The organism is Streptomyces sp. NPDC021019 (assembly GCF_044333295.1).
GTDB lineage: Bacteria > Actinomycetota > Actinomycetes > Streptomycetales > Streptomycetaceae > Streptomyces.
The window spans coordinates 91,649-117,489 of record NZ_JBIRQR010000011.1; the positions used below are offsets into that span (position 1 = coordinate 91,649).

Here is a 25,841-nt window from a genome sequence, read left to right on the forward strand (position 1 = left end):
AGAGAAGGGGTGCGGCCAGGACGACTTCAGAGCCTGGTGTCAGATGTGCAGCGGCGACTCGTCGAAGCGCGCAGGACGGCGTGAGGCTCCCCCGCGGCGGTCCGACAGAGGATCCGCCAACTACAGGGCAACACATCCGCCAGCAGCGGTTTTGTCCATGCAGTCGGCCGTTTCGACGGGGGCACCGCCGACTACTGTGGCCGGGCCCGCCATCCGCGTTGGCCAGAAGACCCGCGACCAGGCAGAACGCCAACGCTCAGCCCCCAACCACTTCGTCCGGTCACACGCGGGGCTGCACGCGATGCCAATCTTGCGCGTTCCAGCCCCTACGCACCGTCATACGGCTTCCCCTACGTTTTCCCCTACGCTGCCCGAGCCGTCATCGCGCCGCGTTTCCGCAGATCAGACCCCTTGATCAGCTCGATTCCGCGACCTCGACAACCCTTATATCAACACTCCTAAGTCAGTAGGGAGTGGTAGGAGTGTGATCATCGGTTCGGGGCGGCGGGGCGCGCGCCGGCCTTCCGGCCGGAAGGCGGTCGGGTGCGCGGGGAAGGGTGGGGAGTCACGGTGGGTGGGACGAAGGTGTGTCCGTTCGGGTCGACGGAGAAAACCCGGACGATGATCCTGACCGCGCTGGGGGTGGTGAAGGTCGCGACCGCGGCGCAGTTGCGGAGGCTGATGGCACCGGGCCACGCGACCAACCAGACGATCCTGAACGGGGCGAAGGACCTCGCCGCCCACGGCCTGGTCGTCTCCCTGGGATCGGCGAAGAGCGTCAACGCGAACGGCAACCGGGTCACGGAGAAGCTGTGGAACCTCACCCCGGCCGGCCTCGAGGCCGCAGGCGTGGTCCTGGAGCGTGAGGTCCGGGACATGGGCAGCACCGCGAAGGCATCCGTGGCGTCAGGGGCCCCGCACGCCCGGAAGGTCACCGACACCATCAACGCGTTCATCCAGCCCGTTCCCGTCCCGACGAAACCGGTCGTCCGGAAGAACCAGCCGGCTCCCCTCCCGGCCGCCGCACCGCCCCTCCCACCGCCGGGCATCAGCACGATCGACGCGTGGGAGACCGAAGTCGTCCTGCCCGTCGGCGGATCTTTCGTCAACCCTGTGAAGGGCAGCCTGCGCGCCGACGCCGTCCTCACCGCCCCGGAGGCCGGCCTGCCGATGCTGTGCGTGGAAGTCGACAACGGCACCGAGGACCGCCCCCGCCTCGCCGCGAAACTCGGCAAGTACGTCCGCTTCTACCAGCGCACCGTCCACGCCCCCGGCCGGAGCGAAGTCCCCCTGTGGACCACCCTCTACGAGAAAAGCGACCGCGAGGGGTACCCGCCCCTGGCGATCGTCTTCACCGCCGACGTCGGCGCGAAGGCGATGATGAACCGCATGACGGCCGTCCGCGACCTGACCCGCCACTGCTGGCGGGGCGAGTGGAACGGCGACGACATGTACGGCGGCCCATCCAAGGACGGCTACCGCGACCACAGCCGCGCCCTGCCGGTCATCGTCACCACCCTCGCCCGCCTCCAACAGCACGGCCCGCTGGGCCCCATCTGGTGGCGATACGGCCACTCCGACTGGGAAACCCTCAAGACGGCCCTGGACAACCCCGACGACGTCCGGGCCTACCGTGTCCGGGACGAGGAACGCCGGCGGACAGCTGAGGCAGAGAGGGAGCGGGAGCGCCTCGCGTACAAGGAGGAGAGGCGCCGCCGGGAGGCAACGACCTGGCCGTGTCCGACCTGTGGCCGCAAGACCTACCCCGACGACGGGGCCGAAGCTCCCCACGGGGACTGCCGCGTCTGCCTCAGCATCAAGGAACGGGAACGCCGCGAGGCCGAGGAACGAGCTGAACAGGAAGCCGCGGCGAAGCAGGCCGGCTTCTTCGGGTTCCTCCACGGACGGAAGAACGAGTAGCAGAGCTCCCCGCCCGGCGGGACGGCCCGTAAAGTCGCGGCGCCGCCGTACGGGAGGGAACAACCCGATCCCGGCTGTACGCCGGTGCCAGGCCATAGACCGGTCTCATGAGACGCAGCAGAGAAGAGACCGCCCCCCAAGACCTGCCGGGCGACCTGTGGCACGCCCTGGCTCAGCTCCAGCACACCCATCCCGACCCGGTGAGCCGCGTCGGGCCGCTCGCCCGTCCGGCCCGGCTGCTGGCCTTCACCGCGGCCGCCGACACCATCCTTGCGGCCCGGGTGCAGCTGACCGGTGCGGAGACGATGCGCCAAGTGAACGAGACGCTCCGCGCGATGACCGGCGACCTCCCCCATGCCCGTTTCACCGGCCCCGGTGTCGCCCTGGAACTCACGCTCAGCAGACGGCAGGAGCTCCCGATTCACGCGGCACACATCACCGGCCTCACCCAGCTCTTCCAAGACGCCACCAACACCGTCGGGGCCCGCAGCGCCGTTGGCGCCATCGAGGAAGGCTGGTGCTTCCACTGCAACGGAACCGGGCTTGCCCGCCCGCTGTGGGAGCTGGCGGGCAAGCCTGAGCGGCTGGGCAAGCCGCCCCGAACGGCGGCTTGCCCACACCACCTCCGGCGCGCTGAGGTGGTGTCCGCCCGGCTGGACGTCCCGGCCGGACTCGTGAGGGGAGGTACCGGTGAAGACCTTCACGACGGGGGAGACGGTCGTGCGGCGCGACGTGCACCGCAGCAGCCGGGTGTGGAGCGAGCAGGCGCTGCGCGTGGTCGCCGCACCGGCGAGGCGCTGGTGACCGCGTGCGCGCCCGGGGCGCAGGCCCGCTGGCCTTCCCTGTACGCCAAGGCCCGCGTCGATGGCGACCGGTCGGTCCGTACGGAGGCGTTCGACGCGATGGCGACGGGAGAGTGGGAGCTGGCGCCCGGGGTGTGGCAGGAGACGGAGCTGCTGCTGTGGAAGCCGCCGACGGCGTGGTTCAGCGTCAACGCCTTCTTCACCGCGGCCGGGCTGAGGAACTGGTACGTCAACTTCGAGCGCCCCACCCGCCGTAGCGAGTCGGGGTTCGACACCTTCGACCTGACTGTCGACCTCGTCATCGACCCCGACCTGACCGTCGACCTCGTCATCGACCCCGACCTGACCAGCTGGCAGTGGAAGGACGAGGACGAGTACGCCCACGTCCGGTGCTTGGGTATCGTGACCGACACCGAGCATCAGGTGGTGGAGCTCGCCCGCGCCCAGGCCCTCGCGATGCTCGAGGAACGCACCGGGCCGTTCGCGGACGCCGACCGGTGGGCGTCCTGGCGCTGGAACCCGGCCTGGCCCGCGCCGCGCCTGCCCCAGCGTGAGGAAGCCGGCCCGGAAGCGGTGGCGGCGAGCCGGTGAGGGGCTGTCTTAGGAGGTGGCCTGCACGGCGTGGGGTGAAGCACCAGGACGCCCTTGGCCCCAGCTCGGCAGGTCAGCGGCGCCTGAGGATGCCGCTGACGAGGACGGAGGGGATCACGCAGAGGCGCCGACGATCAGGGTGAGGGGGGTGAGGCTGCCCAAGTGCCTTCCTGACGGACCGTGCGAGGTGATATCACTACGGTCAGTGATTTTGCGTGGTGGTAGGGACGGGGGTGGGCTGTGGCAGGGGGGCTTGAGCCGGGCAGGGATGGAGCCCGGCCGGTATTCGAGGGCTTTCCGGAGCCCAAATCGCCGGAGGTCGTCGTGGTTGCCCCGCCGACCCATAGCGCTCCCTTGCCCACACCTCAGGTGTACCTGCAGTGGATCTACAACGCGGACGACTGGGAGGACTTCACCGTCGAGTGGGTCCACCAGTTCGGTACATGGTCTGGTCGCCCCTACGTCCGGGTGCAGAGGATGGGTGGGGCCGGCGACCGCGGAGCGGACGTCGCAGCCTGCCTCTCCGAGCAAGGTACGGCGGGTGAATGGCACTGCTATCAGTGCAAGCACTACGCAAAGGCGCTCGGGCAGGCGGACGCCTTCCCGGAGATGGTCAAGATCTTCGTCGCGAAGATCCTCGGTACGTACGAGCTGCCCACCCGGTACGTTTTTGTCGCGCCCAAGATTGGCACCACACTGGAGCGACTCCTGCTCAACCCGCCTCAGCTGAAGGATGAGTTCTTCGCGGCGTGGAACGACAAGGACTCCAAGCTCGGGAAGAAGCTCACCCCGGAGATGCGTACTGCTGTGGGGGTGCTGGCGCAGGCGACGGACTTCTCGATGTTCAAAGCCAGGGACCTAGACGAGATTCTCGAACTGCACGCCGCGACCCCCCACCACGTAAGACGCTTCCCGAAGCAGCTCAAGGAGCGCCCCGCCGCCGACCCGGCCCCAGCAGACCAGGCACCCCACGAAGCCGTCTACGTCCGCAAGCTGCTGGATGCCTACAACGCCAAGCACGGCCTCGCCCTGGAGACGCTGCAAGAGGCCCGCGACCATGCGAAGGTGGGCGGCCACCTTTTCCGCCAGCGCGCTGCCTTTTTCCATGCCGAGTCGCTCTGGCGCTTCGCGCAGGAGAGCGTCCCGGAAGCGACCTACACCGCGATCGAGACCGATCTGTACGACGCCGTGATCGAGATCGAAGACCGAGACCACGCCAGCGGCTACACACGGCTCGAAGCCGTGCTCGACGCAGCCGTCGCCCACCAGCCGAACCCGGCGAACATCCTCGCCCCCGTGGTGAAAGTCATCGACCTCAAGGGCATGTGCCATCGCCTGGCCAACGACGACCGGCTGACCTGGTGCAAAGAGGAGACCCCGTGAGCCCCCTCAACAGCCCCGTGGAGGCCGGGATGCGCGCTCTGATCCTCCTGTCAGAGACCTTCCCCCGCCGCTTGGACGTCGCCCAGCTCGTCTACCTGGACCACGCCATGCTCCACAGCGGCGACCTCGACCACGGCCCCGCCAGCCTCCACCCCGACCTACCCGCCAGCCCCGGCGAGCTCGGCCTGCGCCGGCGCCTCATCGAGCAGGGCCTCATGGTCCTGCTGCGCGCCGGCCTCGCCGACATGACGACCACCGACCACGGCTTCATGTACGGGGCCACAGACGAGGCAGCGAGCTTCCTCAGCGCCTTAAATGCCCCCTACGTCGGCCAGCTCATCGAACGCGCCGACTGGCTCACCAACACCTACATGCATGAAGGAACGGACGTCCGCGAGGGCATGAAGCAGATCACCCAGCGCTGGTCTGACCGTATCCACGTGAGCCCTGGCGACCTGGGAGAGGACGTCCTGTGATCAGACTGACGCTCGTACACCTGACCTTCCTCGGCATGGGAAAGTCCCCGGCGGCGGTCGAATTCAGTTCCGGCCTGACGGTCATCTACGGAGCCTCCGACACGGGCAAGTCCTACGTCGAAGAGGCCGTGGACTACATGCTGGGCGCCAGCGAACTCAAGTCGATCCCGGAGGACGCCGGCTACACCCGCATCCTCCTCGGCCTACGGGTGAGCGACGGTCGCAGCTTCACCCTGTCCCGCGCCGTCGGCGGCGACACCATCGAGGTGTTCAACCACGATCTCCGAGAGATGCCCTCGGAGCCAGCGGATGAGACTCTCAAGTTCAAGCACAACGCCAAGTCGAAGAAGAACATCTCCCGCTACCTGCTGACCGTCCTGGGGATCGACGGCCAGCGGATCCTCCAGAGCGGCCGCGGCAACGTGCTGCCACTGAATTTTCGGGACCTCGCGCGCCTGGCCGTCGTCAACGACACACGCATGGCAGATCAGCACTCTCCGGTACTCGGCACCCGGAATCCGCTGAACGAGACCAGGGAGAAGTCGGTCTTCAAACTCCTCCTCAGCGGGGAGGAAGAGCCAGAACGTCCTGCGGCGCCCAGCAATCTGGAGAAGCAGTTCGGCAAGGGGAAGATCGCGGTCATCGACCACCTGATCGATGAGAGCCGCGGAAAGCTCACGTTGGAGGTGAACCAGTCGCAACTGCGGGAGCAGCTCGACCGCCTGCAGGCGGCCCTCAGCGAGGTGACCTCCGCCGCCGTCGAACTTGCTGAAGTCCGCACCAGCCTTCTGCGTAACCGCCGGGGCCTGGAAGAGATCGACCTCGCGGCCCAGCAGCGGGGCGACGAGGTCCAGCAGCTGCTCGCGCGATTCGCTCTGCTGAAAGAGCAGTACGAGTCAGACTTGGCCCGGCTCCAAATGGTCGGTGAAGCCGGAACCCTCCTGGGCTACTTCCAGACCGGGACCTGCGTCTTCTGCGGCGCCGAGCCCCATCACCAGCACCCGGAACACAACGTCGCCGAGAGCACCCAGCTGGCAGCCTCTGTATCTGCCGAGACGCGTAAGACAACGGACCTGCTCAACGACCTGCTCCTCATGATCGAGGACTTGGAAGAGCAGGCAGCGGACATAGAGTCGGCCCGCGCTGCCCGAGACGAAGAGTTCACACACAACGCTGCGGAACTCCGCGCACTCGATCAGCGCATCCAGCCGGTCAACACAGATGCCACCGAACTACTGAATGCCCGCTCACGGGTCGAAAACGAGCTGGCCCTGCACGCTCAGATCGAGCAGCTCGAAGACCTGAAGGCATCACTGTCCACCATGGCTCCCGCTCCGCCGATTGCCCGTCCCGACGGCATCCCCGCCGCCGATGTCGCCGACTTCGAGCGCATGATCCATGAGACCTTGGAAGCCTGGCATGTCCCGGGGAGCAACCGCGTCCGCTACGACCCAACGACTGCTGAGCTCTCCGTCGACGGACAGCCGCGAAAGAGCCGCGGCAGGGGCATGCGGTCCATCCTCCACGCCGCCTTCGCCGTATCACTCGCGCGCCGGAACACAGCCCGCGACCTGATCCACCCGGGCTTCGTCGTGCTCGACACTCCGGTCCTCACCTACCGCCGGCCCGAAGACCCGCACGAAGACCGTCCCGAGCTGATGACCGCCGACGTCGCCGAGAACTTCTACCGCGACCTCCTGGAGAACCCGTCAGGCCAGGTCATCGTGATCGAGAACCTGACACCGCCAGCGAGCATCAGAGGGCGTGCCACCGTTCACGCATTCAGCGTGGACGGCTCGGAACGCCAAGGATTCTTCCCACCCCGAGAAAGGCAGTGAGCACCAGCCGGGCACCACGGACAGTCATGCGTGCCTTGGTCAGGCCCACTCCACGCCCAGCTTCGCCAGGGCGGCGAGCTGGTCGGCGGTGAGCCAGGCGGTCCGCGCCCAGCGAGCCGACCGGGTTGCGTGACTGGAACGCCACCCTGAAACGCGCGAGTGAAACGGAGAGCCGCGTTTCACGCTGACCTGCGAGAACGCTCGCAAGGGCGAGCGGGGCGGGCGCGTTTCACTCCGCGTTTCAGTGGCCGTGTCTGTGTGCGGCTGACGACGACCGGGCCCCGGACCAGAAGGTCCGGGGCCCGGCTGGTGCGGTGGTGTGGTCAGTAGTTGTCGCGTTCGGAGGGCAGCCCGTACTCCTCGATGAGGTCGCACGTGCACGCCCCGCCCTCGTACGACGCCTTGTCGCACTCGTCGTGGTGGTGCGGTGGCGGTGGACCTGCCGGCGGTGCGGGCTGCAGGGCGGGCCGTGCCGGGGCGGCCTCGATGGCCGGGGGCGGTCCGGCCCAGTCCATGCCGAGCTTGGCGAGGGCGGCGAGCTGATCGGTGTCCAGCCGGTCCTTTCTCGATTTGGTGTTCGAGATCCACACACCGAGCTTCACGGGCACCGGCTCGGCCTCGCCGTCGACGGCGACCTCGACGACCGCACCCCGCGGCACCGGCCGGTCCGTACCTTCCTGCTCCACCCACTGCGCGAGGGCCGCCAGGCCGCGCTGGAATGCCGCCTGTGCCCTGCCCGGCCCCTTCGCCTTGGTCTTCGTCGTACGGGGTGCTGCCGGGGCGGGAAAGGCGGGCTCAGTGACGGGAATGCCCAGTGCGGCCAGGCGCTCCCGCTGCTCGGGCATCAGCTGCGCTTGGACGCCCGCGTTTTGCTGCGCCCACCTCCACGTACCGATGTCGTCGCCGTCGTATGTGATGCCGGGGGCGATGTAGGGGAGGGTCCCGTCGGCGTCCACGAGATCGGCGAGGACCCGGTAGTGCCGCTGCCAGTTCAGCGGCCAGGGGCAGTTCCAGTCCTCATCGATCGCCGCCAGCTGCGCCGCCCGCTCCGCCGCGCGCTTCGAGTCCTTGCCGAGGCCGCCTTTGCGGCGGAGGTTGGCCATGTGCTGCCCGATCGGCACCATCGCCTCGCCCTCGCCCCAGACCGCGTCCTGACGCGGCGCGAGGTGCCCGGTCGCCCGCCGGTAGGACCGGAGCGCGGCGAGCTTGTTCTCCCACGCCTCCTCGCCCGGCTCCCAGACCATCCCGGCCTCCGGGGCGTCCAGCAGCGTCTTGCGCCGTTCCTCCAGCTCACCGGCCCGCAGCGCCTTGCGCTGCTGATGCACCCACCGCCCGAGCGGGAAGTCCTTCATGACCCCCACCTCGACCTCGGTGTCGTACGGGACGGCGTGGACGCCGGTGATCTCGTTCTCCTTCCGCCACCGGATCAGGGCCTGGTAGCCCTCCAGCCACACCAGGGACTCCGGCCGGTAGACCCGGGTGCGCAGGAAGGCCGCGATGGTGGCCGCGTCGCGCGGACTGGAGAAGTGGAGCAGGGCTGCTTCGGCGGCGGCCTGGGTGTCGTCGTCCTCCTGGTCCTCGCCGTCACCCGCGCCGCCGGCCCCGACGATCTGGCCGTCCTCGTCGCGCTGGACGTGGACCTTGCGCTTCCCGCTCGTGAGCGCGCGGGAAGCCAGCTGCTCGACCAGACGTTCGTCATGCGAACGCAGACCCTGAAGGACGGCTACAAGGGGGCGGAAGCTGGCGCTGGCGACCATGTCGGTGGGGTCCTCGTCGGGCTCCAGGAAGACGGGCACGATGATGCGGGCGACCTTCGTGGTGCCGTCGCGGTTCAATCTGAGCGCGCGGCCGATGTTCTGCACGATCTCCACCTGCGAGCCGCGGGTGTCCGCGAAGCACACCGCCTCCACCCCGCGCTCACCGGTGATGTCGACGCCCTCCCCGAGCACGCGCACGGACGCGAGGAAGGCGCGGTGCACCCTGCGTCCGGCGGCGTCGATGCCGTTGGCGAACTGCCTCAGCGCCTCGCGTCGTTCGGATACGAGGTGGTCGCCGCACAGCCATGCCGACCACACCCGGTCCGGCGGGACATGGCGGCCGGCCTCCAGCTCGTAGAACTCCGCGGCGATCGACGACTTCGGCAGCCGGTCCGCGGCGGCCAGGTCCTCGTTCGAGGCGTCGTTCATGTACAGCTCGGCAGCGGTCTCGGGGAGCTTGTCCGCGAACGCGCGGGCTTCCTCGACCTTCTGGTGGAACGTCATGACCGTACGCAGGTTGTACGCCGCCGCGTGCTCCAAAAGCGCGGTCTGCAACAGGGCCAGCCGCCGGCCCCGCCGCGCCTCCTCCGACTCCCCGAGAACCGGCGAGGGATCGCGGATCTCCAGCACGTCGATCTCGAACCCGGCGAGGATCTCCCGTTCGATCGCCTCCGAGAGCCCGAGCTCCGCCCCGGGGAGCCAGGCGCCGAACAGGCCGTCTGGGTCGTCCGACATGCTCGCGATCTCCGCCTCCTGGCCGCCGGTGCCCTTCTGGGGGCGGGCTGCGGCGAGGATGCGCGGCGTCGCGGTCAGGTAGAGCCGGAAGTCCGCCGGGATGCGCTGGTTGTCGTGGATCGCGGCCCACGGACGCCCGAGCTCGCCCGTGGTTGAGTGCGCTTCGTCCACGATGGCGAGGTCGAACCGGGTCATCTGCTGCCCGTACAGCCGCTCCCCGCCCGCCAGAGCGGCCTCCAGCGGCCCGCGAACCTTCCGCTGGCCCGCCGGTGCGTCGACGTCCTCCCGGTCCACGAGGGAGGCGTAGGTGGCGAACACGACCACAGGCCCGGACCCGGCCCATAGGGCGAGCTGGATCGGGTTGGTGGTGGTGCGCACCCCCAGCGAGTTGAGGACCGCGTCGCTCTCCAGCGAGCACACGGCGACCATCGACGCCCGGTGGCCCACCGCCCGCCAAGCCTGGGCGGTCTGCGCGAGCAGGTCCAGGGTCGGCACGGTCACAAGAATCCGACCGCCCGGGAAGCACTCCAGGGCACTCGCAGCAGCCATGATCGTTTTACCGGAACCGGTCGCTGACACGATCGTGCCCCGGGCACCCTGCGGAGGCACAGGTGATCTTGTAGGAAATCCGGCCCACTTGCGGAAGGCCGCCTTCTGTGTGACCTGGTGTTCGCGCAGCTTGATGACGGGCATGGGCATCCTCCCATCGGGTTCGTTACGGGTCAGTGCTGGGGATCGTTCCGCCGGAGTTCACGCCGAAGGTCGTCCAGTGTGCGCCCGTCAGGGGCAGACAGGTGCCACAGGGTCCAGCCGTTGATCACGTTGCCCGTGATCGCTTCAGCAGCTTTCGAGGGAGAAGGGAAGGGGGAGGCGTGCCCGTCGACGATGAGCTGCCCCTCGGCGGTGACGACGGCGCGCCCCCTGCGGTTGGCGCGCCGCTGGTAGAAGTTGAGCTCGGTGCCCGGGTTGAGCAGCCCGGCCTGCAAAAGGCTGGCGAGTGGTCCGTGGGGAACCACTGGGCTGGGCGTGACCGCGGGGGGCTCGTCGCCGCCCAGTGACAAGGTCAGGTGGACGGTGTCGTCGCCGGTCGCGCGGGCGAGGTGAGCGAAGACGGACGGGTCGAAGTGAAGACTGACGGTGGGCATGGTGCTCCCTAGTAGCGCTGAGTTCGACTTTTATTATGAGCGACTCAGGAGAACTTAACAGCTGAGAGCGAAAGCAATTAAGGAGTGTAAGGGCGGAGTCTTGCGCGGTCGCTGCCACGGCGTATCCACGAGGGCTGAGGGGTATCGCTTCCCCTGAACGCTCAGGGGTAGGGCCGATCGTGGGGGATGGATGGGGAAGGCGAGCCGCTCGAAGAAGCAGCGGACCCGGGAGGAAACGTCGGGCTGGACGGCTGCGGGAGCGGCCAGGGAAGCGCACCGGCGACGGCACAGCACGGTGGACCTGCTGGACGGTAACCCGTTCGTGCGGGCCATGCTGATGCAGAACATCAACAACCGGATGACGGAGTTACGCACGGTCCTCGGACGCAGCAACGTGCCCGAGTGCGGGCGGGAGGACGTCTCCTTCGCCATGACGCTCGGCAAGCAGGGTTTCGCCCCGCCGTGGCCGGCCGGTCCGCAGCAGGCCACCGACTGGCAGATCGACCAGATCCTCCAAGTGCTGCGGAAGGCCGACGTGTGCGTGCTCTCACCCGGGGCGCACGCGGCGGTAATGGCGGCCGCGTCCACGCTGGAGCCCGCCGACGTCGTCACCCTGGACCGGGACACCGACATCCACGCACCCATCGGGTTCGTGGTGCTCCCGGAGCCCGTCGTCCTCGTCAACCGCGGCGGCGGCATCTCCGACACGGTGGCTTTCGGCTGGCAGTTCATCACCCAGCACCAGGTGTTACCCACCTCTGCCTATCCCGGTGTTCAGCTGACGACGTTCATGGACCGGGACGGGCCGGTCCAGCCCGCCGAGTGGCGCATGGTGGTGGCCCAGGCCCGCGTCAACCACATGCCTCTGCCGCCGTTCGTGCCCGACGGCATGTACGGGCTGAGAGGCGACCGCGCCGCCGCCGAGAAGACCGATGCCGACCTCGCCGGCCTGAACGCCGAACACCGCCAGTTCAACCAAGCGCTCAACCAGGTGGCCCGCCCCAACACGCCCTCCGATATCGGGGAGTGGGACGGCGGCCGGATCGAAGACGTCAACGACGACTTCGCCGCCCGCTACATGTTCGCCTTCTGGCGCCTTGCCTCCCACGGCACCACCACCATCGGACCGGTCGCACCCCGCCGAAATTCCTCCAGTCCGGACACCACCGCACCGGCCGCTGACCGCGACATCAGGGTCGTGCGGCTCACTCACCAGATCCCCGCCCAGCGCCCTGACCCAGATGGCACAAGCAAGGAGCGCGTCTACAACCGGCGCTGGCCAGTCCGGATGCACAAGGTGCGCCAGTGGTACCCGAGCCTGCAGGAGCACCGCGTGATCTGGCGGGGCCCTTACATCAAGGGCCCCGCGGACGCTCCCCTTGTGATGGGAGAGAAGGCCTACCTCGTCGACTGACTCGAAGGGAAGCCTTCTACCCCGGCGGCTACATCGTCCACCGGCACAGGGCTCTGTGATGTGTCGGTCCCGGCAGCCGTGCGGGCTGCCGGGACGCCGCGGCCGCGACATCCTGGCGGCCACCGAGTCGGACCTGGTGGCGTTCAAGAAGATCCGGACCCAGTTGCAGGAACGGCCCATCGGCCCGTCGGCCTGGGGCAAGGAGTCCGGGCTGCCCCGAGCACGTCCCGATCTATGACTCGCACCGACGCACCCAGCTCAAGCTCCTGGACAGCCCCGGGCTGCCCGCCACCCGCAAGGCGCTGATCAGCCGAGAGCTGGAGCGGACCGAAGCCGTCCTGGCCAAGGTCTTCGAGGAGACGCCGTGACCGCACTGCACAGCCGCTCTCTCACCGAAGACGGTGTCTCCGCGAAGACCGCCGCAGCCCTACGGGCCGCGATGCAACGGCTATTCGACGGCAAACCCCAGCACACCGACGGACGCCTCACCAAGGAGAACCTTTGGCAAGAAGCCCAGGTCAGCTGGGCCACCATGAACCGGGCCACCGCCATCCTCACCGAGTGGGACAACCACATCGCCGAGCACGGCACCACCACGCCGGGCGAAGCCCGCCGCGATGACGAGATCACCCGGCTCCGCCGAAAGCGCGCCGAGAAAACCCGTGAGTGCACCGTCGCGAACAAGCGACTCGAAGCGGCCGCCGTCGCCATCGCGGCCCTGCACCACGACAACACCCAGCTCCGTCAAGAACTCGCCGCCAGCGGCGGCCGTGTCATTCCGCTTCGTCCGTAAAAACAGTGCCCCGGGACGGCCGAAGAGGCAGTCTGATCTCCATCGCAACTGAGCTACATGGAGACAGCGTGGGAGCACCCCCGAAACTGACCGCCCGTGAGGCGTTCAACCTCAACCTGGAAGACGCGGAGATCTTGGTCGACCTGGCCAGAACCCTCGTCAACAACCGTCAGCGCAGGATGAGGCGCGAGAAGCGGGAGCGACTCGGCGATGCCCTTTCGCTGCCCCAGAAGGACTGGGGCGAGCTTGAGTGCTTGGAGAACGACAGGGTCTTCGTGACCTTCAAGCCGGGATACGCCTCGCTGCGGGAGAAGCTTCAGGAACCTAACCTCCGGCCTCTCCTCAGACAGGCTCTCGTGGCTGCTTGCGCGGCCATAGAGACCTTCTGCGCAGACCGCGTCATGGAACGCTATGGCGCTGCCATAGCCTCGACCCCACCGCCTGGGGGCCTGCTTGAACTCTCCATGACAGTCGGGGACTACCTCGCAATCGAGGAGAAATATGACAGGCGAGGATGGGGGCTGCGACAGGTCGTTGAACTGGAGATCCGGCAGCGGGCCAGTCCCGCACCTGCCCAGATTGGTCAGCTGTTCAGCCTCGTCGGCGAGAAGCGGCTCATGACCCGAGTCGACAAGCGACGCAAGGTCACCGTCGGTGAATCCACCACGGAACTCGACCGGATCGTGGCTCGCCGCAACCTGATCGCCCACACCGGTGACCGCAGCGGACGCGGACGCGCGACCATCAGCGTTGACGAAGTCGAAGCAGACCTAGCAACGATTGTGTCGATCATCGATGCTCTCGATCACGAGACCAAACTCTCCTGATGGCTCAGAACGAGAGGCCGTCGGCTCACCCAATTAGGTGACGTCGGCGGCCTCTTCTTGCACGTCTCATGAGACAGCTGAAGCGCGAAGAACATCCGTTCTGGGCCAGCCCGGCGGGCCGCACCCCTGCGGCCCGGGTGGAGCTCCGGCAGAGGACCGCTGAGGGCCGGATGCGGGTCGCGGCGTGAGACGCGACGGTGCCTTTGTCGGTCCGGCAGGAAGCGATCATGCATGTGATCCGGTCCTGGATCATCGAGCACGGCGAGGGGCCGACTAATCGGCAGCTCGGTGCGGGCCGGTCCTTCCAGTACGAGCTCCGTCGCGCATCAGCTCGGGCGGCTCGAGGCGCGGGGTCTGCTCCGGCGGACCGGCCGGGGCTGGAAGTTCTGCCATCTGGAGAGCCGACCGTCTTCGACGGCACGGTGGCGGCCAGCCGCACCGCGGGTGAGGGGCCGGGGGTTCACCGGCGGCTCCGGCGGGATCTCGGCATGGACGCCCTGACGAGTGCAGCAGGTTGCGTAGCCGGTGGAGTTGGAACGCTCTAATCTGCAATTTTCCAACGTGGTTGTCCGTTGGATCGCCCGTTCCCGGTCGGCGCCATCTAACGGACGCCCTTGTCCACACCGATCTGGCACCTCGCCGACGGGTCGGATTGTGAAACCGGAGTGGAGTAGCCGCGCCGAACTATGCCCGTCTCCTGTCGGTGCATCGGCGGTTCCAGCCGCTCCGGTGCGGGTTGGAACGTGCGATGGGCTGGCTGGAACCCGTGTGGGAACAGGGTCGGAACGAGGCTGCGAGCTGCTGGAAGGGGGCGTCGGACCGGTGATGAGTGGTCGCCGGTCCGACGGAACTTGCCGTGGTGCTTGCCCCGCCACGTGGTGCCCGGTCTTACGGACACAAGCGCCGGTGGCGGCCCCAGGGATAACGTCTTGCCGTTCGGAGAGTCCCCCTACCAGTGCACGGCCGCCTACCGCTCTCCGCGTAGATAGGCGCGGGTGCGCAAGGTATGGGGGTGGTCGGGTCCCAGCGCACGGGTGCAGTGCGAACTGAGCTCATTGAGTAGGGCGATGGCCCGCTCCGGGTCGCCGGTTCTTTCCATGCTCACGGCGTGGCTGTAACGGGCGCGCAGAGTGTTGAGGTGGTCGAAGCCCTGAGCTCGGGTGTAGTCGGGGATCAGCTCATCGAGCAGGGCGATGCCCTGCTCGGGGTCGCCAGCCCTTTCCATATTCACGGCGTGGCTGTGGCGGGCGCGCAAGGTGTTGGGGTGGTCGGCACCGAAGGCGCGGGTGTAGTCGGGGATGAGCTCATTGAGTAGGGCGATGGCCTGCTTTGGGTCGCCGACCTCCGCCATGCTCGCGGCGTGGCTGTAGCGGGCACTCAGGGTGCTGGGGTGCTCAGCTCCCAGGGCGCGGGTGTAGTGGGGAATGAGTCCGCCGAGCAGGACGACAGAACGTTCCACGTCGCCGGCTCCCCTCACGCTTACGGCGTGGCTGTAGCGGGTGTTCAGGGTGCTGGGGTGATCAGGCCCCTGGGTGCTCGTGTAGTGGGGGATGAGTTCATCGAGCAGGGCGACGGACCGCTCCGGGTCACCTGCCTCTCTCACGCTCACGGCGTGCCTGTAGCGGGCCTTCAGGGTGTGGAGGTGATCGGGCCCCTGGACGCGGGTGTAGTGGGGGATGAGTTCATCGAGCAGGGCGACGGACCGGTGTGGTGCGCCGGCCTCCGCCATGCTCACAGCGTGGTTGTAGCGGGTGTTCAGGGTATCGGGGTGATCAGGTCCCTGCGCTCGCCTGAAGTCGGGAACAAGTCTGTCGAACAGGGCGACGGAATGGTTCGGGTAGCCGGCCTCTCTCACGCTTATGGCATGGCTGTAGCGGATGTTCAGAGTGCTCGGATGGTCGGAGCCCTGGGTGCGCTTGTAGTCGGCGAGGAGATCGTCGAACAGGGGAATGGCCCGCTTTGTCTCGCCGGCCTCCGCCAGGCTCACCGCCTGGTTGTAGCGGGTACTGAGGATGCTGGGATGGTCGGGGTCCAGAGTGCGCTTGTAGTCGGCGAGGAGTTCGGCGAATAGGACGAGGGCCCGCTTCGGGTCGCCGGCCTCCCTCACTCTCAGCGCACGGGTGAAGCGCTCATCCAGGGACTCCGGGCTTGTGGAGTTGTCTGGTGGGTTGTCCTGGACAACCTCGGCTGTCGGTTCGTTGAGCTCGCTGGTGACGCGGTTGAGGGTGGTGTTGTCTTCGTCGTTGACCTGGCTGGCGTGGGCGAGTGCGGCGTCGATGTCGTCCCCGACCGGATCCGCGGAAACGTGGTGTTCCTGCGGTTCGTCGGCCACGACCGGCAGGGTGTCGATGGGTGAGGTGGTGTCGCCGGCGCGGAGGCGGTCGAGTTCGTCGGTGAGCTGGCGGAGCTGGTCCGTGACGCGGGCTTCGAGGTCTTCGGCCTGGCGCTGCTTCTCCTCCGCCCGCCGCAGTTCCGCCCGGGCCCGCTGTTCCTGCTCCTCCGCACGGGCCAGCTTCCGCTCGGCATCCTCCAACGCCTCACTCCTGGGCTGGGCGCGGAGCTGGTCGCGTTCCTCGATCAGGCCGGTGACCCTCCGGTCGAGCTGGTGGATCATGTTCAGCAGGACCATGACGAGCTTGTCGGAGTTGTTCTTCGCCCGCTCGACCTCCGCCCGCTGCTCCAGCGTCCGGGTCAGCCGGTCGTACGTCTCGATCTGCCGGGCCTGCGCCGCCGCGAGCTCCACCGCATACCCCGCACCAGGCCCGGCCACGACGGGTGCACCCGTCGTGGTGCGGGTAGCGGGGCGTAGGGCCTGGTCGCGCAGGGCGAGGGCTTCTTCCTGGCGGCGCTGACGCAGTTCGGGGCGGACCGTCGCGCGGATCAGCGCGGTGATGAACGCCTCCGTCGGCACCTTCCCGCCGAGATAGACCCCAGTCTGGGCCTTGCTCATGCTGATCTCACCGCCCAGCACGGCGAGGGTTTTCCCGCTGTCGTCCACGTGGCGGCGCAGCATTTCGGCGAGCTTGCGTGCTGCGGGGTTCTCGGCGCGGATCGGTCCCCACGGCCTGCCGCCGCCGGCCTTCGGTGTCATGTGAGCCCCCGCCTCTTGGGCTGTCTGTGTTGTCCGGCCTGTCCTGGACAAAAAGCCCCCGGTCCGGAACTTACCTGCGTTGTCCGGCCGATGACTCCCAGACGATCCAGTACACCCCCACAGTCACCTCCCAACAGCCGCCGGACACCCCGCCCCCTGCGGCACTCACCCGGGAGGACCCTCATGCTCGACCACCTCAACACCGCCCTCGCAGCCCTCGGCACCCTGGCCGCACTCGCCCAGCTCGCCCTCGACCTACACCGCGCCCGCAAGAGCGACAACAAGGACGACCAGGAGCGGTGACACCCTGCGGCCAGGGACACGCCCGTGCCTCGCCGACGGGCCGGATTTTGAAACCGGGCAGCGAACAGGTCCCTTACCGAGATCAGCTACCCCCGCGCCTCGTCCTGGACCGCGCCGGGCAAGTCCCCGGCCTCACGGCGCCGACGGATCGTCGTACGGCTCACACCACACGCGGTGGCAGCCTCCCGCTGGGTCAGCATCGGACGCGTCATCCCTCTATCCTCCCCGCCCCGGCCTACACTGTTCGCCGCGCCCGCCGGGCCGATCGGGTGACCCCCATCGGTCATCCGGTGGGGGTGGGGCCGGTGCTGAGCGGCCGCCGCCCCCGGGGCGTCGACGGCGGGTACAGGTCCGGTGCCCAGCGGGCGGCGGGTGGTCACCCGACGATTTTCCCCCGGTCAGGTAACCCGCCCCCCAGCCCATGGGTTGAGAGGGGTTGCGGGGCTTGTCCCGCCACGTCGCATGGTGCTGCCACGCCCGGCGACCGCACGCGGCGGCGTCCCACGGGGTCAGACGGCGACGATTCGACAGCAACGCGCAGTATCTAGCGGCTGACGCGAGGTTGGGTCTACAATCGCCGTGATCTGACGGGTACGCCTTCCACCTCTCCCGGTGGTCCTGTTACCCAACTGACCTTCCGGGGCCAGTCCTCGCCCAACAGACCGCGACTGAAAGCGGCTTGACGGGGCAGCTCTGAGCCCCGATAGTGGTGAACGGCCCCAGCGTGCCCGCGGGGGTTCAAGGAACTGAACCACCAGTGTGTCCGCAGGAGTTATTACTACTGCGCCACAAGTTTGTCCGCAGTCAACGAGCTCTCGTCTTTTACTAGGCGGGGGCATTTTTTATGCCCGTATCGATGAGCAGGCCTCGGTTTCCCGCCGGGGCCTTTTTGGTTCCCGCTGCACCCCACTGCTCTCACCTACTCGAAGGAGAACTTCGTTATGTCCTCGCTCGTCCTAGTTGTTGCTGTGCTCCTGGTTCTTGTTGTCCTCATGTTCGCCGCCGGACTCGCCTACGTCGCGCACCGTCACCCCGCGTGGGTCCCACCGCTGACGCTCGGTCTCCTCGGCGCCGGCCTCGTCGCGGCCATCGTCGTCCCGGTCGTTGTCCGATGACCTCCCGGCAGCCGGTCCAGAGGTTCCGGTGTGCCGGGCTGGCACCGGGTCAGCGATGCCGTGCCGGGCCAAAGGCCGGCGGGGGCTGGGCCGAGGCTGCACCCTCCGGGCGTTCCGCGGCGAGTACGGCGCGCGTACGGGCATGCCCGGCGACGCCCCGTCAGTGTCGACGGCGGGTACGGGGGTGCCCAGCGGGCGGCGGGTGCTCACCCGACGATTCTCCCTCCGGGCGCGACCTCCTCACCACCGCAGACCGGCTCCGGAGAACCGCTCCTCCCTAGAAGCCGTGAGGGAGGGTTGCGCGGCTAACCCGGACCCGTCACATGGTGCTGCCGCACCCGGCGACCACCGGGCGACCGACGCAACTGAGCAAGGTGGCTAACGCGGCGCACGGCCCTGTTGGTGGCGCTGGCCGGGACCCAAGGGGCGAAGCAACGCCCGGATCCGCTCGAAGGGAGCTCGATGTCCCCGGCCATGCTCCTGCCCTTGGTGCTCGTCGCTGCCCTGGCCCTCGTCGAGCCCGCCCGCCTCGTCGACCGGCCCCCAGGAGCCGGGTGGCCCACCGTCAGGAACCGTCCCGCAGCGGGCGGATGGACCCCGACCCACCACCCGTACTTTGTGATCTGCGCCACTCTCGACCGGCTGAACGTCACACATGGACGACCTGCCGACATACCCAATGGAGGCGGTGGGCGGTGCACCGCTAGCACGGCCAGGGCGCCCATTCAACACGCGGAATCCCGTATCTCAGCAGGTCAGAGCGTTGAATGCGCCTGCCCTGCCCGGTCGGATGAGGCCCGCCCGACGGGACTTGCACCGCTTGCCCCCGCCTCCCACATGGTGCTGTCCGGCAACACAACAGCCCCTCGAACCACGGTCCCGGCTGCTGTCGCCGCCCCACCCCGCGACGCAAGGGGTGCGAGTGCTCCACGATCCGCGCTCGATCAATTCCAACTCTCGAAAGACGTGCCGACATGACAACGATCGACTCCACCCCGACGCCCGACCCGGCCACTCCCGCACCGGACCCCGCGCCGGCCCCGGTACCGCCCGTCTTCGCTCTGCGGGCTGTGCTGCTCCTGGCGGTGGGCATGTTCGTGTTCGTCCCCACCACCGTCGCCATGGTCTTCTTCCTGCTGGACCGCCCGAACGTGCGCGACTCGATGGACGCCACGGGCTCGTTCCTCGGCGGAACCGCCGGATGGGGCGCTCTGATCCTGTCGCTTGTCCTGTGCGTCCTCCAGGGATACCGGACCGGCCCTCCCCGTGATCGGCAGGTCTCGGGCAGGAGCAGGTCCTGAGCGGTTGTCCACGACGTGTGGCTTGGGCTGCAACGCGGAACCCGGTCTGCGCAGCAGCCATGGGCGCTGCGCGGGCCGGGTGGGCAAGCTGGCCAAGCCCGACACCTGCTACACCGCGGCAGCCGGAGCGGAGCCGTGCACGAGCTGGCCCACCCGACCTTCACGTGGCCAGCTCCGTAAGGGAGAGGGGCCGTGCGAAGGGCGGGTGGGCCAGCATGACGATGAGGCCGGGGCCGGCGCGACGGCCCCGGCGCGTCAGAACCGCATCGTGATCCAGGCCAGAACTTCCTCAGCGAAGTACTGGCCGAAGACCTTGCCGAATCCGCCGCACAGTCCGAGGAGGACTGCTCCGGTGACGCTGCTCAGAACGCGGTGGCGGGTGATGAAGACGCGGACGGCTCCCCATACCGACCGCGTGCGGCCGCGGGCCCGCACGGAGTGCCGGACGGTGAAGACACGGGACGTCGTCCACCATGCCTTCCGACGGGTGATGCGGGTCGACGGCAGGCCAAGCGGCCCCGTAACCTCAGGGTAGGAACTGATAGCTCTTATCCAATCTTGAAGTCTGTGACGTTCTTCGGGATCAGGTAGCAAAGCTGTCGGACTGCTGTGTGGCCCCCCGTTGGTGCGGGGGGCCACAGTCGTTTCACCTCCAGGTAGCCGGGCGGGTCGGACTGCTGCGCGCCGAGAGAGCTTCATACGCTGTCGCGTGTGTCGCCAACTGCGGAGTTGTCCCTGGCCAGAACGGTCTTCGGTACGCGGGGAGCCCAGTTACTCAAGCCCGTGCCGAAGTTCCCGCCATGTCTGAGCCAAGGGGCCGCATGACCGGACGAGACGAGTAAGCGCTACGGGCAGATGCTCGAGCGCAGCGATGACGGCGAGGACTGTGGCGACGGCCGTAACGAGTGTGTGAGTCATGGTGTTGTCTTAGAGGGAGGCAGCGTCGGCGTCTCACGCCCATGGTGCTGATGCATCCGTCCGGATGTTTCTTTTGCATCAGCGTTAGCTCTGCGGGACCTCTCCCTCTAGGACTTGTCGTCATCACCAGAATCCGCTCAGGGAGAGGCATGCAGGAAGATTCCCTCGGTGGGCTCCCTTCGAGAACACCCTCAGGGCCGCCGACCACAAGTGCAACGTCCAATGGTGTCGGCCCGCCGCAGCTCTTCCAGGTGCAGGTCGACGAGAACCAGGCCGCTCTACAAGAGGCGACGCGGCAGGTTGTCGCCGTCGACGCGGAGAGAGCGGACGAAGACTCCGCCCTCTACAAGAAACTGGCTGAAGCTGAATTCAGCGGCATCGCCTGGGAGCTCTTCGCGCATGATCTCGCCGCGTACGCGCACCCGATCATGCTGGCGTGGCTCTATACGGGAGAGGTCTTTGCGAACTGTGCAAAACGCGGCCGCCCCGTACGGCAACGTACCGATCAGAACGTTGAGGCGCTGCGCAGTGATCACCACGAGCGTGAGGGACTGGTTTGCGAGGCGATCGCTCGAGGGCTGAGGGTGTTCCGCGAACATGCATTGGTCAGAGGCGGCTGGTGTCCGAACGGCGGCGCCTCACTGAAGACGTACTTCGTCGGGGCCGTCCTCGGAGAGTTCGGTGGTGTATTCGACCGTTGGGCATCGGAGCGTGCCCGTCATCCGGAATGCTCTCCTGATGGCGTGGAAGCACTGCATGCTGTGCCCGCTCCCGAAGCCGGGCCGGAGGCCCAGGCCATCGGGCACGACGTCGTGCAGCGGTTGCTCGGCCAGGTCAAGAACGACGCGACTAGGACGGCGCTTTTCCTGTCCATGAGGGACTACACCATGCAGGAGATTGGTGAGCACCTGCAGATGTCGGCGACGGCCGTCTCGATGCGGCTGTCCCGGCTGCGCAAGAACCCTCCGCGGCAACAGGGCGGTCCACCAGAGGAATCCGGTCCCTCAGCGAAGCGAAACGGAAGGGAGGACGCATGATGCGAGAGGCACTGACTATCGACGGTGTCGCCAAGGCCATCGTGAGAATCCAGCAGGTCGCGCAGGCTTCTGGATCCGACCGATTCCGCGCCTGTCTGCAGGAACTCACTGACCTGCACGAGGAGCTTGCGCAAGGTCGTACTCCTGACCTGAGTTCCTGCCCGAAGGCTTTGGACGCCCTGGACTTCGTGGCCCAACTGCAGCGCTCCTCGCTCGCCACAGCAGCCGCCGAAGCCCTGCGGGCACGCACCAGCTCTGCGACGATGCGCCGCATCGCCCGGCACAGCGAGGATCTGCACGCCGAGGAGACGCAGAAAGAGCCGCGTGGCGTCCGCGCCGAGCAGGGGCCGGAAAAGCCCTCTGGCCGGATGCGCACCTTCCTAGAAGAACGGCTCGATCACTGGCGCGGCACTGGCACCGGAAAGTGGGCCGCTGCCGACTGGAAAGTGGTGACCCTTCGCAAAACGGACGTCGCCGAAGTGGCCTGCGAGACGATCCTTCGTCTCGTGGTGCCCGATGCCCCACCGCTTCCTGTACCTGCCGAGTTCCGGTACCGGACAACAGACCCCTACGCGGTCGAGGCGATCTTTCACACAGGTCAGAGCGAACACCCGACGTGGGTTCTCGGCCGGGAAATCATCACGGCCGGGATGCGTACTCACGCCGGCGCCGGCGACGTGAAGGTCTGGCCATCGATGAGCTCTGGTACCAAGACCATCTGTATTTCCCTCAGCTCCCCCGAGGGAACGGCGCTGCTGGAGGCGCCCCGAGCCGCTCTGCAGTCATTCCTGCGCCGGACCAACCAGCTCATCCCGCCCGGCACAGAGAATGAACACATCAACCTCGACGTCGACAAGGTGTTCGGGCTCAATACCGCCCGTACCGAGGAGGAGCAACCACAAGCCAAGACCGAGCAGTAAGCGCACGTCACTGGCACAAGCAAGTCAAGCTCCTCCCGGCCTCGCGATCCGCTTGCTCCCGGTCCGTACGGGTTGCGCGGGGCAGGTCCGGGTGGGCAAGCCGGGTCGGGCCTCATGCTCATCCCTACGGTCGTTCCTACGGTTGCTCCTACACTCGTCCCTACAGTGATCATGTGCGGGTTGCCTGGTTGCGGTGCAGGTCAGCGCCTGTTTCCAGGCTTGCCCGATGCCGACAACCCCTTTTCCCGCTGGTGGGAGTCGCGGTAAGGGGTTGGGGCGGGGTGTTCGCTGGGGGCGCGGGCCCGGCCGGGCGGCCAGGCTGCGCAGCGGGGACGACCGGCACCAGGAGGGCGCCGGGACGGGTGGGATGGATGGGGGAGCGCCGGTATGGGTGGGGCGAGTGCGTGGCCGTACAAGTCGACGTCGAGGAACCGGGGCCTGGTGCTCCTGGCGCTCGGGGTCGTGAAGGTCGCCACGGCCGAGCAGCTCCGGCAGCTTGTGCTGCCGGGCACGGCGGACGTCCAGACGGTCCGCAACGTGTGCAAGGACCTGCGCTCGGTCGGCCTGGGCGAGTCGGTGGGCCGCACATCCTTCACGGGGGAGTCCGGGCGGCCGGTGTGGCGGGACCTGTGGAACCTGACCACCGCCGGTCTCGCTTCCGCCGCGACGGAGCTGGGCCGTCCGGTGAAGGAGATCGGCGGTACCGCCCGCGACGCCGCGAAGGCGGGCGCCCCACACGCCTTGGCGGTCACGGACACCATCGACGCGTTCCGCCAGTCCCCACCGCAGCCGACCAAGCCCATTGCCCGCCGCACCGCACCCGCCCCGCCCCGGGAGCTGCCGACCCGCCCCCCTGGCCTCGGGCACCTGCGCGGCTGGGAGACGGAGGTGCCGCTGCCGGTGTCGGGCACGTTCACCACCCCGGCCCGGGGGAGTCTGCGCGCGGACGCGGTCCTCACGGCCCCGGAGGCGGGGGTGCCGGTGCTGTTCGTGGAGGTCGACAACCACACCGAGCCGGACGCCGTGGTGGCTCGGAAGGTCGAGTCCTACCGCCGGTTCTTCGAGCGCACTACCAAGGACCACCGGGACCGTCCGGTGCCCTTCTGGCAGACCCTGTGGGACCCCTCGGACCGCGACGGGCACCCGCCCCTGGCCTTGGTCTTCGGGAAGAACGACGTCAGCCCGGAGTCCCGGATGAACCGGATGAAGAAGATCCGGGACCTGTCCACCGCGTGCTGGCAGGGCGTCTGGCACAGCGGAAGCGTCTACGACGACACGGTCCAGGACGGCTACCGCGACTACAGCGGCACGATCCCCGTCCTGGCCACCACCCTGGACCAGCTCCGCCTGCACGGCCCTCACGGGCCCGTCTGGTGGCGCTACGGACACCCCGGGTGGGAAACCCTCCAGGACGCCCTGGACAACCCCGACGACGTCCGCGGCTACCGCCACCGCGAGGAGCAGCGCCGTACCGAGCGCGATACCCAGCGGGAACGCGAGCGCCAGGAGCAGCAGGAAGCGGAGAGCCGGCGGGAGGCGGCCGCGTGGCCGTGTCCGACCTGCGGTCGCAAGGTCTTCCCCGACGACGACGACGACGAGGAAACCCGGCTTCCGGGCAGCGACTGCACTTTCTGCACCAGCACCAAGAAACGCGAACAGCAGGAAGCCGAAGCACTCGCCGCCGAAGAAGCCGCAGCCCGGGAAGAAGCCAAAAAGAACGGCCTCTTCGGCTTCCTCCGATGATCCTCAGTACCCGCTCTTGAGCGTGCACTGGGAGCAGGGGATGGGCGTCAGCAGTGCGGAGACGCACGTTAGGTGGTCGTAGGGGCTGGATTGTGGCGCGGCAGGTCACGGGGTGGCCCCGCGGCTGCTGCTGTCCGTCCAGCACGGAGTGGTTGGTGGCTTCTTCGCCCCTGGGACAAGCTGCACGCCAACCCGTCGATACCTCGGTAGTTGGCAGAACCCTCAACTTCAGCTCTGAACAGTCCTGTTCGCCGCATGCCGTGCCCACAGGAGGGACATCATGCCGGGCATGAGCGACGAGCCAGACACGGGTCAGACTGAGCCCGAGCTGAAGCGCGAACCGTGGCGCAAACGCCACCCTCGATGGGCCTGGACTGCAGCCATAGCCGGGGCGGCAGTCTTCATCGTGCTGCTCGTATGGGCGCCTTGGTGGTTCGAAGGCCACCACCTGCGCGATAGAAACGGAGAGCTTGTCTCGTCAGCCGGGATCATCGTCACCGGCTTCCGCACCATGCTCGTCGCCATCGCGGCCGGCGGCTTCACTGCAGCCGGGCTCTACTACACCCGCGAGAAACACCGTCTGGAACGCGAGAATTTCCAGCATGCACAAGAGCAGTTCGCCGAAAACCAGAAACAGTTCGAGATCACGATCAAGATGGCGGCCGATCGAGAAGCAGAGCAGGCGCGGATTGCTCGAGAGGGACAAGTCACAGGCCGCTATGTCGAAGCAATTAAGCTGCTGAGTTCTCAAGACGACACACAACGACTGGGAGCCATCTACAGTCTAGAGCGCATTATGCGCGACAGCGAAGACGACCACGACACGGTGGTAACCGTCCTAGCAGCCTTCGTACGCCAACACGCTGGAATTGGCCTTGGCGTTCCTCGGCCTGACGAACCCGTGCAGGCTGCCATCACGGTGCTCGGACGCCGCCCCATGCGCAGAGAAGCAGCACGAATAGATCTGAGACGTACGGATTTGACTGGACTCGACTTTGAGCGGGCCAACTTTCGCCGTGCCCGCTTTGGAGGCGCTGACCTAAGAGGCGCCAACCTCCTTCGGGCCGATCTAACGGATGTCTGGGCCCCCAATGCAGACTTCCGGCAAAGCTACGCTGTCTCAACCAAGTTCGACGGCTCCAATCTACGCGACGCCCAGTTCTCGATAGAACAAATTCCCGCAGGCATGCCCGAATTTAAACGTGTGATTGTTGACGGGGAAGCCGGCACCAATGAGGCTCCCCGCAATGAGAAGAAGCGCGACTAGAATGGTATTGCAAATATCAATGCCAGAATCGAATAGTAATCCCTGCCACTCAGCTCCGGGGGTGTGGCACGGTTCTGCCAACGCAACATGCTGCATCATCTGATGCAGCCCTCCTTCCTCTCGGCCAGGTCCACGACCCCGGCCACCCTTCCTCCGTAGCCAGCCCGGCCCGCGCCAGCGGGCCGTTGGTCCTGGAGGCGCAGCCGGAAGGGCCGTTGGGCGGGGGAGCGCAGCGAACCGGCCCAACCCGCTGCGGAGCGCAGCGGAGAACCGGTCAGGCCTTGCGCGGCAAGGCTAGGCCTGGGAGTGCAACGGACAGGCCGTCACCACCCAGGCTGCGCCTGGGTGGTGGGCACCTCGCGCAGCGAGGTGCCCACGCGGACGCGGAGCGGGAGCGCAACCGCCGGGCGCAGCCCGGCGGTTCGCTTGCCCATCGCGTAGCGATGGGGTACCCGCTCCGCGGG

The 25,841-nt window shown here is 67.7% G+C and carries 19 protein-coding genes; 15 read left to right on the forward strand and 4 right to left on the reverse strand.

Annotation, left to right across the window (positions count from 1 at the left end; translation table 11 throughout):
* Positions 1-621: 621 nt before the first annotated feature.
* The 5 genes from ACH4RG_RS35260 to ACH4RG_RS35280 all read left to right on the forward strand — a co-directional run bounded on the left by ACH4RG_RS35260 (position 622) and on the right by ACH4RG_RS35280 (position 7,011).
* On the forward strand, positions 622-1,920 hold the full coding sequence (locus tag ACH4RG_RS35260; RefSeq protein WP_398540841.1) for a replication-relaxation family protein: 1,299 nt from the start codon (positions 622-624) through the stop codon (positions 1,918-1,920).
* Between the two features lie 107 nt (positions 1,921-2,027).
* Entirely contained in the window at positions 2,028-3,314 is a 1,287-nt protein-coding gene (locus ACH4RG_RS35265; protein WP_398540842.1) for a DUF402 domain-containing protein, read from the forward strand.
* Between the two features lie 369 nt (positions 3,315-3,683).
* Positions 3,684-4,697, forward strand: a complete 1,014-nt coding sequence (locus ACH4RG_RS35270; RefSeq protein WP_398540843.1) for an ABC-three component system protein — start codon at positions 3,684-3,686, stop codon at positions 4,695-4,697.
* Positions 4,694-5,173, forward strand: a complete 480-nt coding sequence (locus ACH4RG_RS35275; RefSeq protein ID WP_398540844.1) for an ABC-three component system middle component 2 — start codon at positions 4,694-4,696, stop codon at positions 5,171-5,173. Before ACH4RG_RS35270 ends, ACH4RG_RS35275 begins: the two co-directional genes overlap by 4 nt.
* Positions 5,170-7,011 (forward strand): hypothetical protein, encoded by a 1,842-nt coding sequence (locus ACH4RG_RS35280; protein ID WP_398540845.1) that lies wholly within the window; start codon positions 5,170-5,172, stop codon positions 7,009-7,011. The genes ACH4RG_RS35275 and ACH4RG_RS35280 overlap by 4 nt, the downstream gene beginning before the upstream one ends.
* Positions 7,012-7,334: 323 nt before the next feature.
* Here the strand turns inward: ACH4RG_RS35280 and ACH4RG_RS35285 are convergent, their stop codons facing one another.
* Together ACH4RG_RS35285 and ACH4RG_RS35290 are read right to left on the reverse strand one after the other, a co-directional pair.
* Entirely contained in the window at positions 7,335-10,196 is a 2,862-nt protein-coding gene (locus ACH4RG_RS35285) for a Helicase associated domain protein (RefSeq protein ID WP_398540846.1), read from the reverse strand.
* Between the two features lie 29 nt (positions 10,197-10,225).
* The gene (locus ACH4RG_RS35290; RefSeq protein WP_398540847.1) at positions 10,226-10,648 is read right to left on the reverse strand and encodes a DUF4357 domain-containing protein; all 423 of its coding nucleotides are present in this window, start codon (positions 10,646-10,648) and stop codon (positions 10,226-10,228) included.
* A 190-nt stretch (positions 10,649-10,838) separates the two neighbouring features.
* On the opposite strand from ACH4RG_RS35290, the gene ACH4RG_RS35295 reads away from it, so the two are divergent.
* From ACH4RG_RS35295 to ACH4RG_RS35310, 4 genes are all read left to right on the forward strand, one after another.
* Positions 10,839-12,062: a hypothetical protein gene (locus tag ACH4RG_RS35295; protein ID WP_398540848.1), complete on the forward strand. Its 1,224-nt coding sequence runs from the start codon at positions 10,839-10,841 to the stop codon at positions 12,060-12,062.
* A 58-nt stretch (positions 12,063-12,120) separates the two neighbouring features.
* Positions 12,121-12,300 (forward strand): hypothetical protein, encoded by a 180-nt coding sequence (locus ACH4RG_RS35300; protein WP_398540849.1) that lies wholly within the window; start codon positions 12,121-12,123, stop codon positions 12,298-12,300.
* 126 nt (positions 12,301-12,426) lie between these two features.
* Complete coding sequence (locus tag ACH4RG_RS35305; protein WP_398540850.1) at positions 12,427-12,855, forward strand: hypothetical protein; 429 nt, start codon at positions 12,427-12,429, stop codon at positions 12,853-12,855.
* 68 nt (positions 12,856-12,923) lie between these two features.
* Positions 12,924-13,682: a hypothetical protein gene (locus ACH4RG_RS35310; protein WP_398540851.1), complete on the forward strand. Its 759-nt coding sequence runs from the start codon at positions 12,924-12,926 to the stop codon at positions 13,680-13,682.
* 967 nt (positions 13,683-14,649) lie between these two features.
* On the opposite strand, the gene ACH4RG_RS35315 is transcribed toward ACH4RG_RS35310, so the two are convergent.
* Positions 14,650-16,773: a tetratricopeptide repeat protein gene (locus ACH4RG_RS35315; protein ID WP_398540852.1), complete on the reverse strand. Its 2,124-nt coding sequence runs from the start codon at positions 16,771-16,773 to the stop codon at positions 14,650-14,652.
* A gap of 1,244 nt (positions 16,774-18,017) precedes the next feature.
* On the opposite strand from ACH4RG_RS35315, the gene ACH4RG_RS35320 reads away from it, so the two are divergent.
* Positions 18,018-18,191 carry a hypothetical protein gene (locus tag ACH4RG_RS35320; protein ID WP_398540853.1) on the forward strand — a complete coding sequence of 58 codons (174 nt, stop codon included), beginning with the start codon at positions 18,018-18,020 and terminating at the stop codon, positions 18,189-18,191.
* Positions 18,192-19,165: 974 nt separating this feature from the next.
* Positions 19,166-19,492 carry a hypothetical protein gene (locus tag ACH4RG_RS35325; protein WP_398540854.1) on the forward strand — a complete coding sequence of 109 codons (327 nt, stop codon included), beginning with the start codon at positions 19,166-19,168 and terminating at the stop codon, positions 19,490-19,492.
* Positions 19,493-19,747: 255 nt separating this feature from the next.
* On the opposite strand, the gene ACH4RG_RS35330 is transcribed toward ACH4RG_RS35325, so the two are convergent.
* Complete coding sequence (locus ACH4RG_RS35330) at positions 19,748-19,927, reverse strand: hypothetical protein (RefSeq protein ID WP_398540855.1); 180 nt, start codon at positions 19,925-19,927, stop codon at positions 19,748-19,750.
* A 734-nt stretch (positions 19,928-20,661) separates the two neighbouring features.
* Between ACH4RG_RS35330 and ACH4RG_RS35335 the strand changes: the two genes are divergently transcribed.
* The 4 genes from ACH4RG_RS35335 to ACH4RG_RS35350 all read left to right on the forward strand — a co-directional run bounded on the left by ACH4RG_RS35335 (position 20,662) and on the right by ACH4RG_RS35350 (position 25,377).
* Positions 20,662-21,447 carry an RNA polymerase sigma factor gene (locus ACH4RG_RS35335; protein ID WP_398540856.1) on the forward strand — a complete coding sequence of 262 codons (786 nt, stop codon included), beginning with the start codon at positions 20,662-20,664 and terminating at the stop codon, positions 21,445-21,447.
* 479 nt (positions 21,448-21,926) lie between these two features.
* Positions 21,927-22,367 carry an SsgA family sporulation/cell division regulator gene (locus ACH4RG_RS35340; protein WP_398540862.1) on the forward strand — a complete coding sequence of 147 codons (441 nt, stop codon included), beginning with the start codon at positions 21,927-21,929 and terminating at the stop codon, positions 22,365-22,367.
* Positions 22,368-22,754: 387 nt separating this feature from the next.
* Positions 22,755-24,110, forward strand: a complete 1,356-nt coding sequence (locus ACH4RG_RS35345) for a replication-relaxation family protein (protein WP_398540857.1) — start codon at positions 22,755-22,757, stop codon at positions 24,108-24,110.
* A 289-nt stretch (positions 24,111-24,399) separates the two neighbouring features.
* Complete coding sequence (locus ACH4RG_RS35350) at positions 24,400-25,377, forward strand: pentapeptide repeat-containing protein (protein ID WP_398540858.1); 978 nt, start codon at positions 24,400-24,402, stop codon at positions 25,375-25,377.
* Positions 25,378-25,841 lie beyond the last annotated feature (464 nt).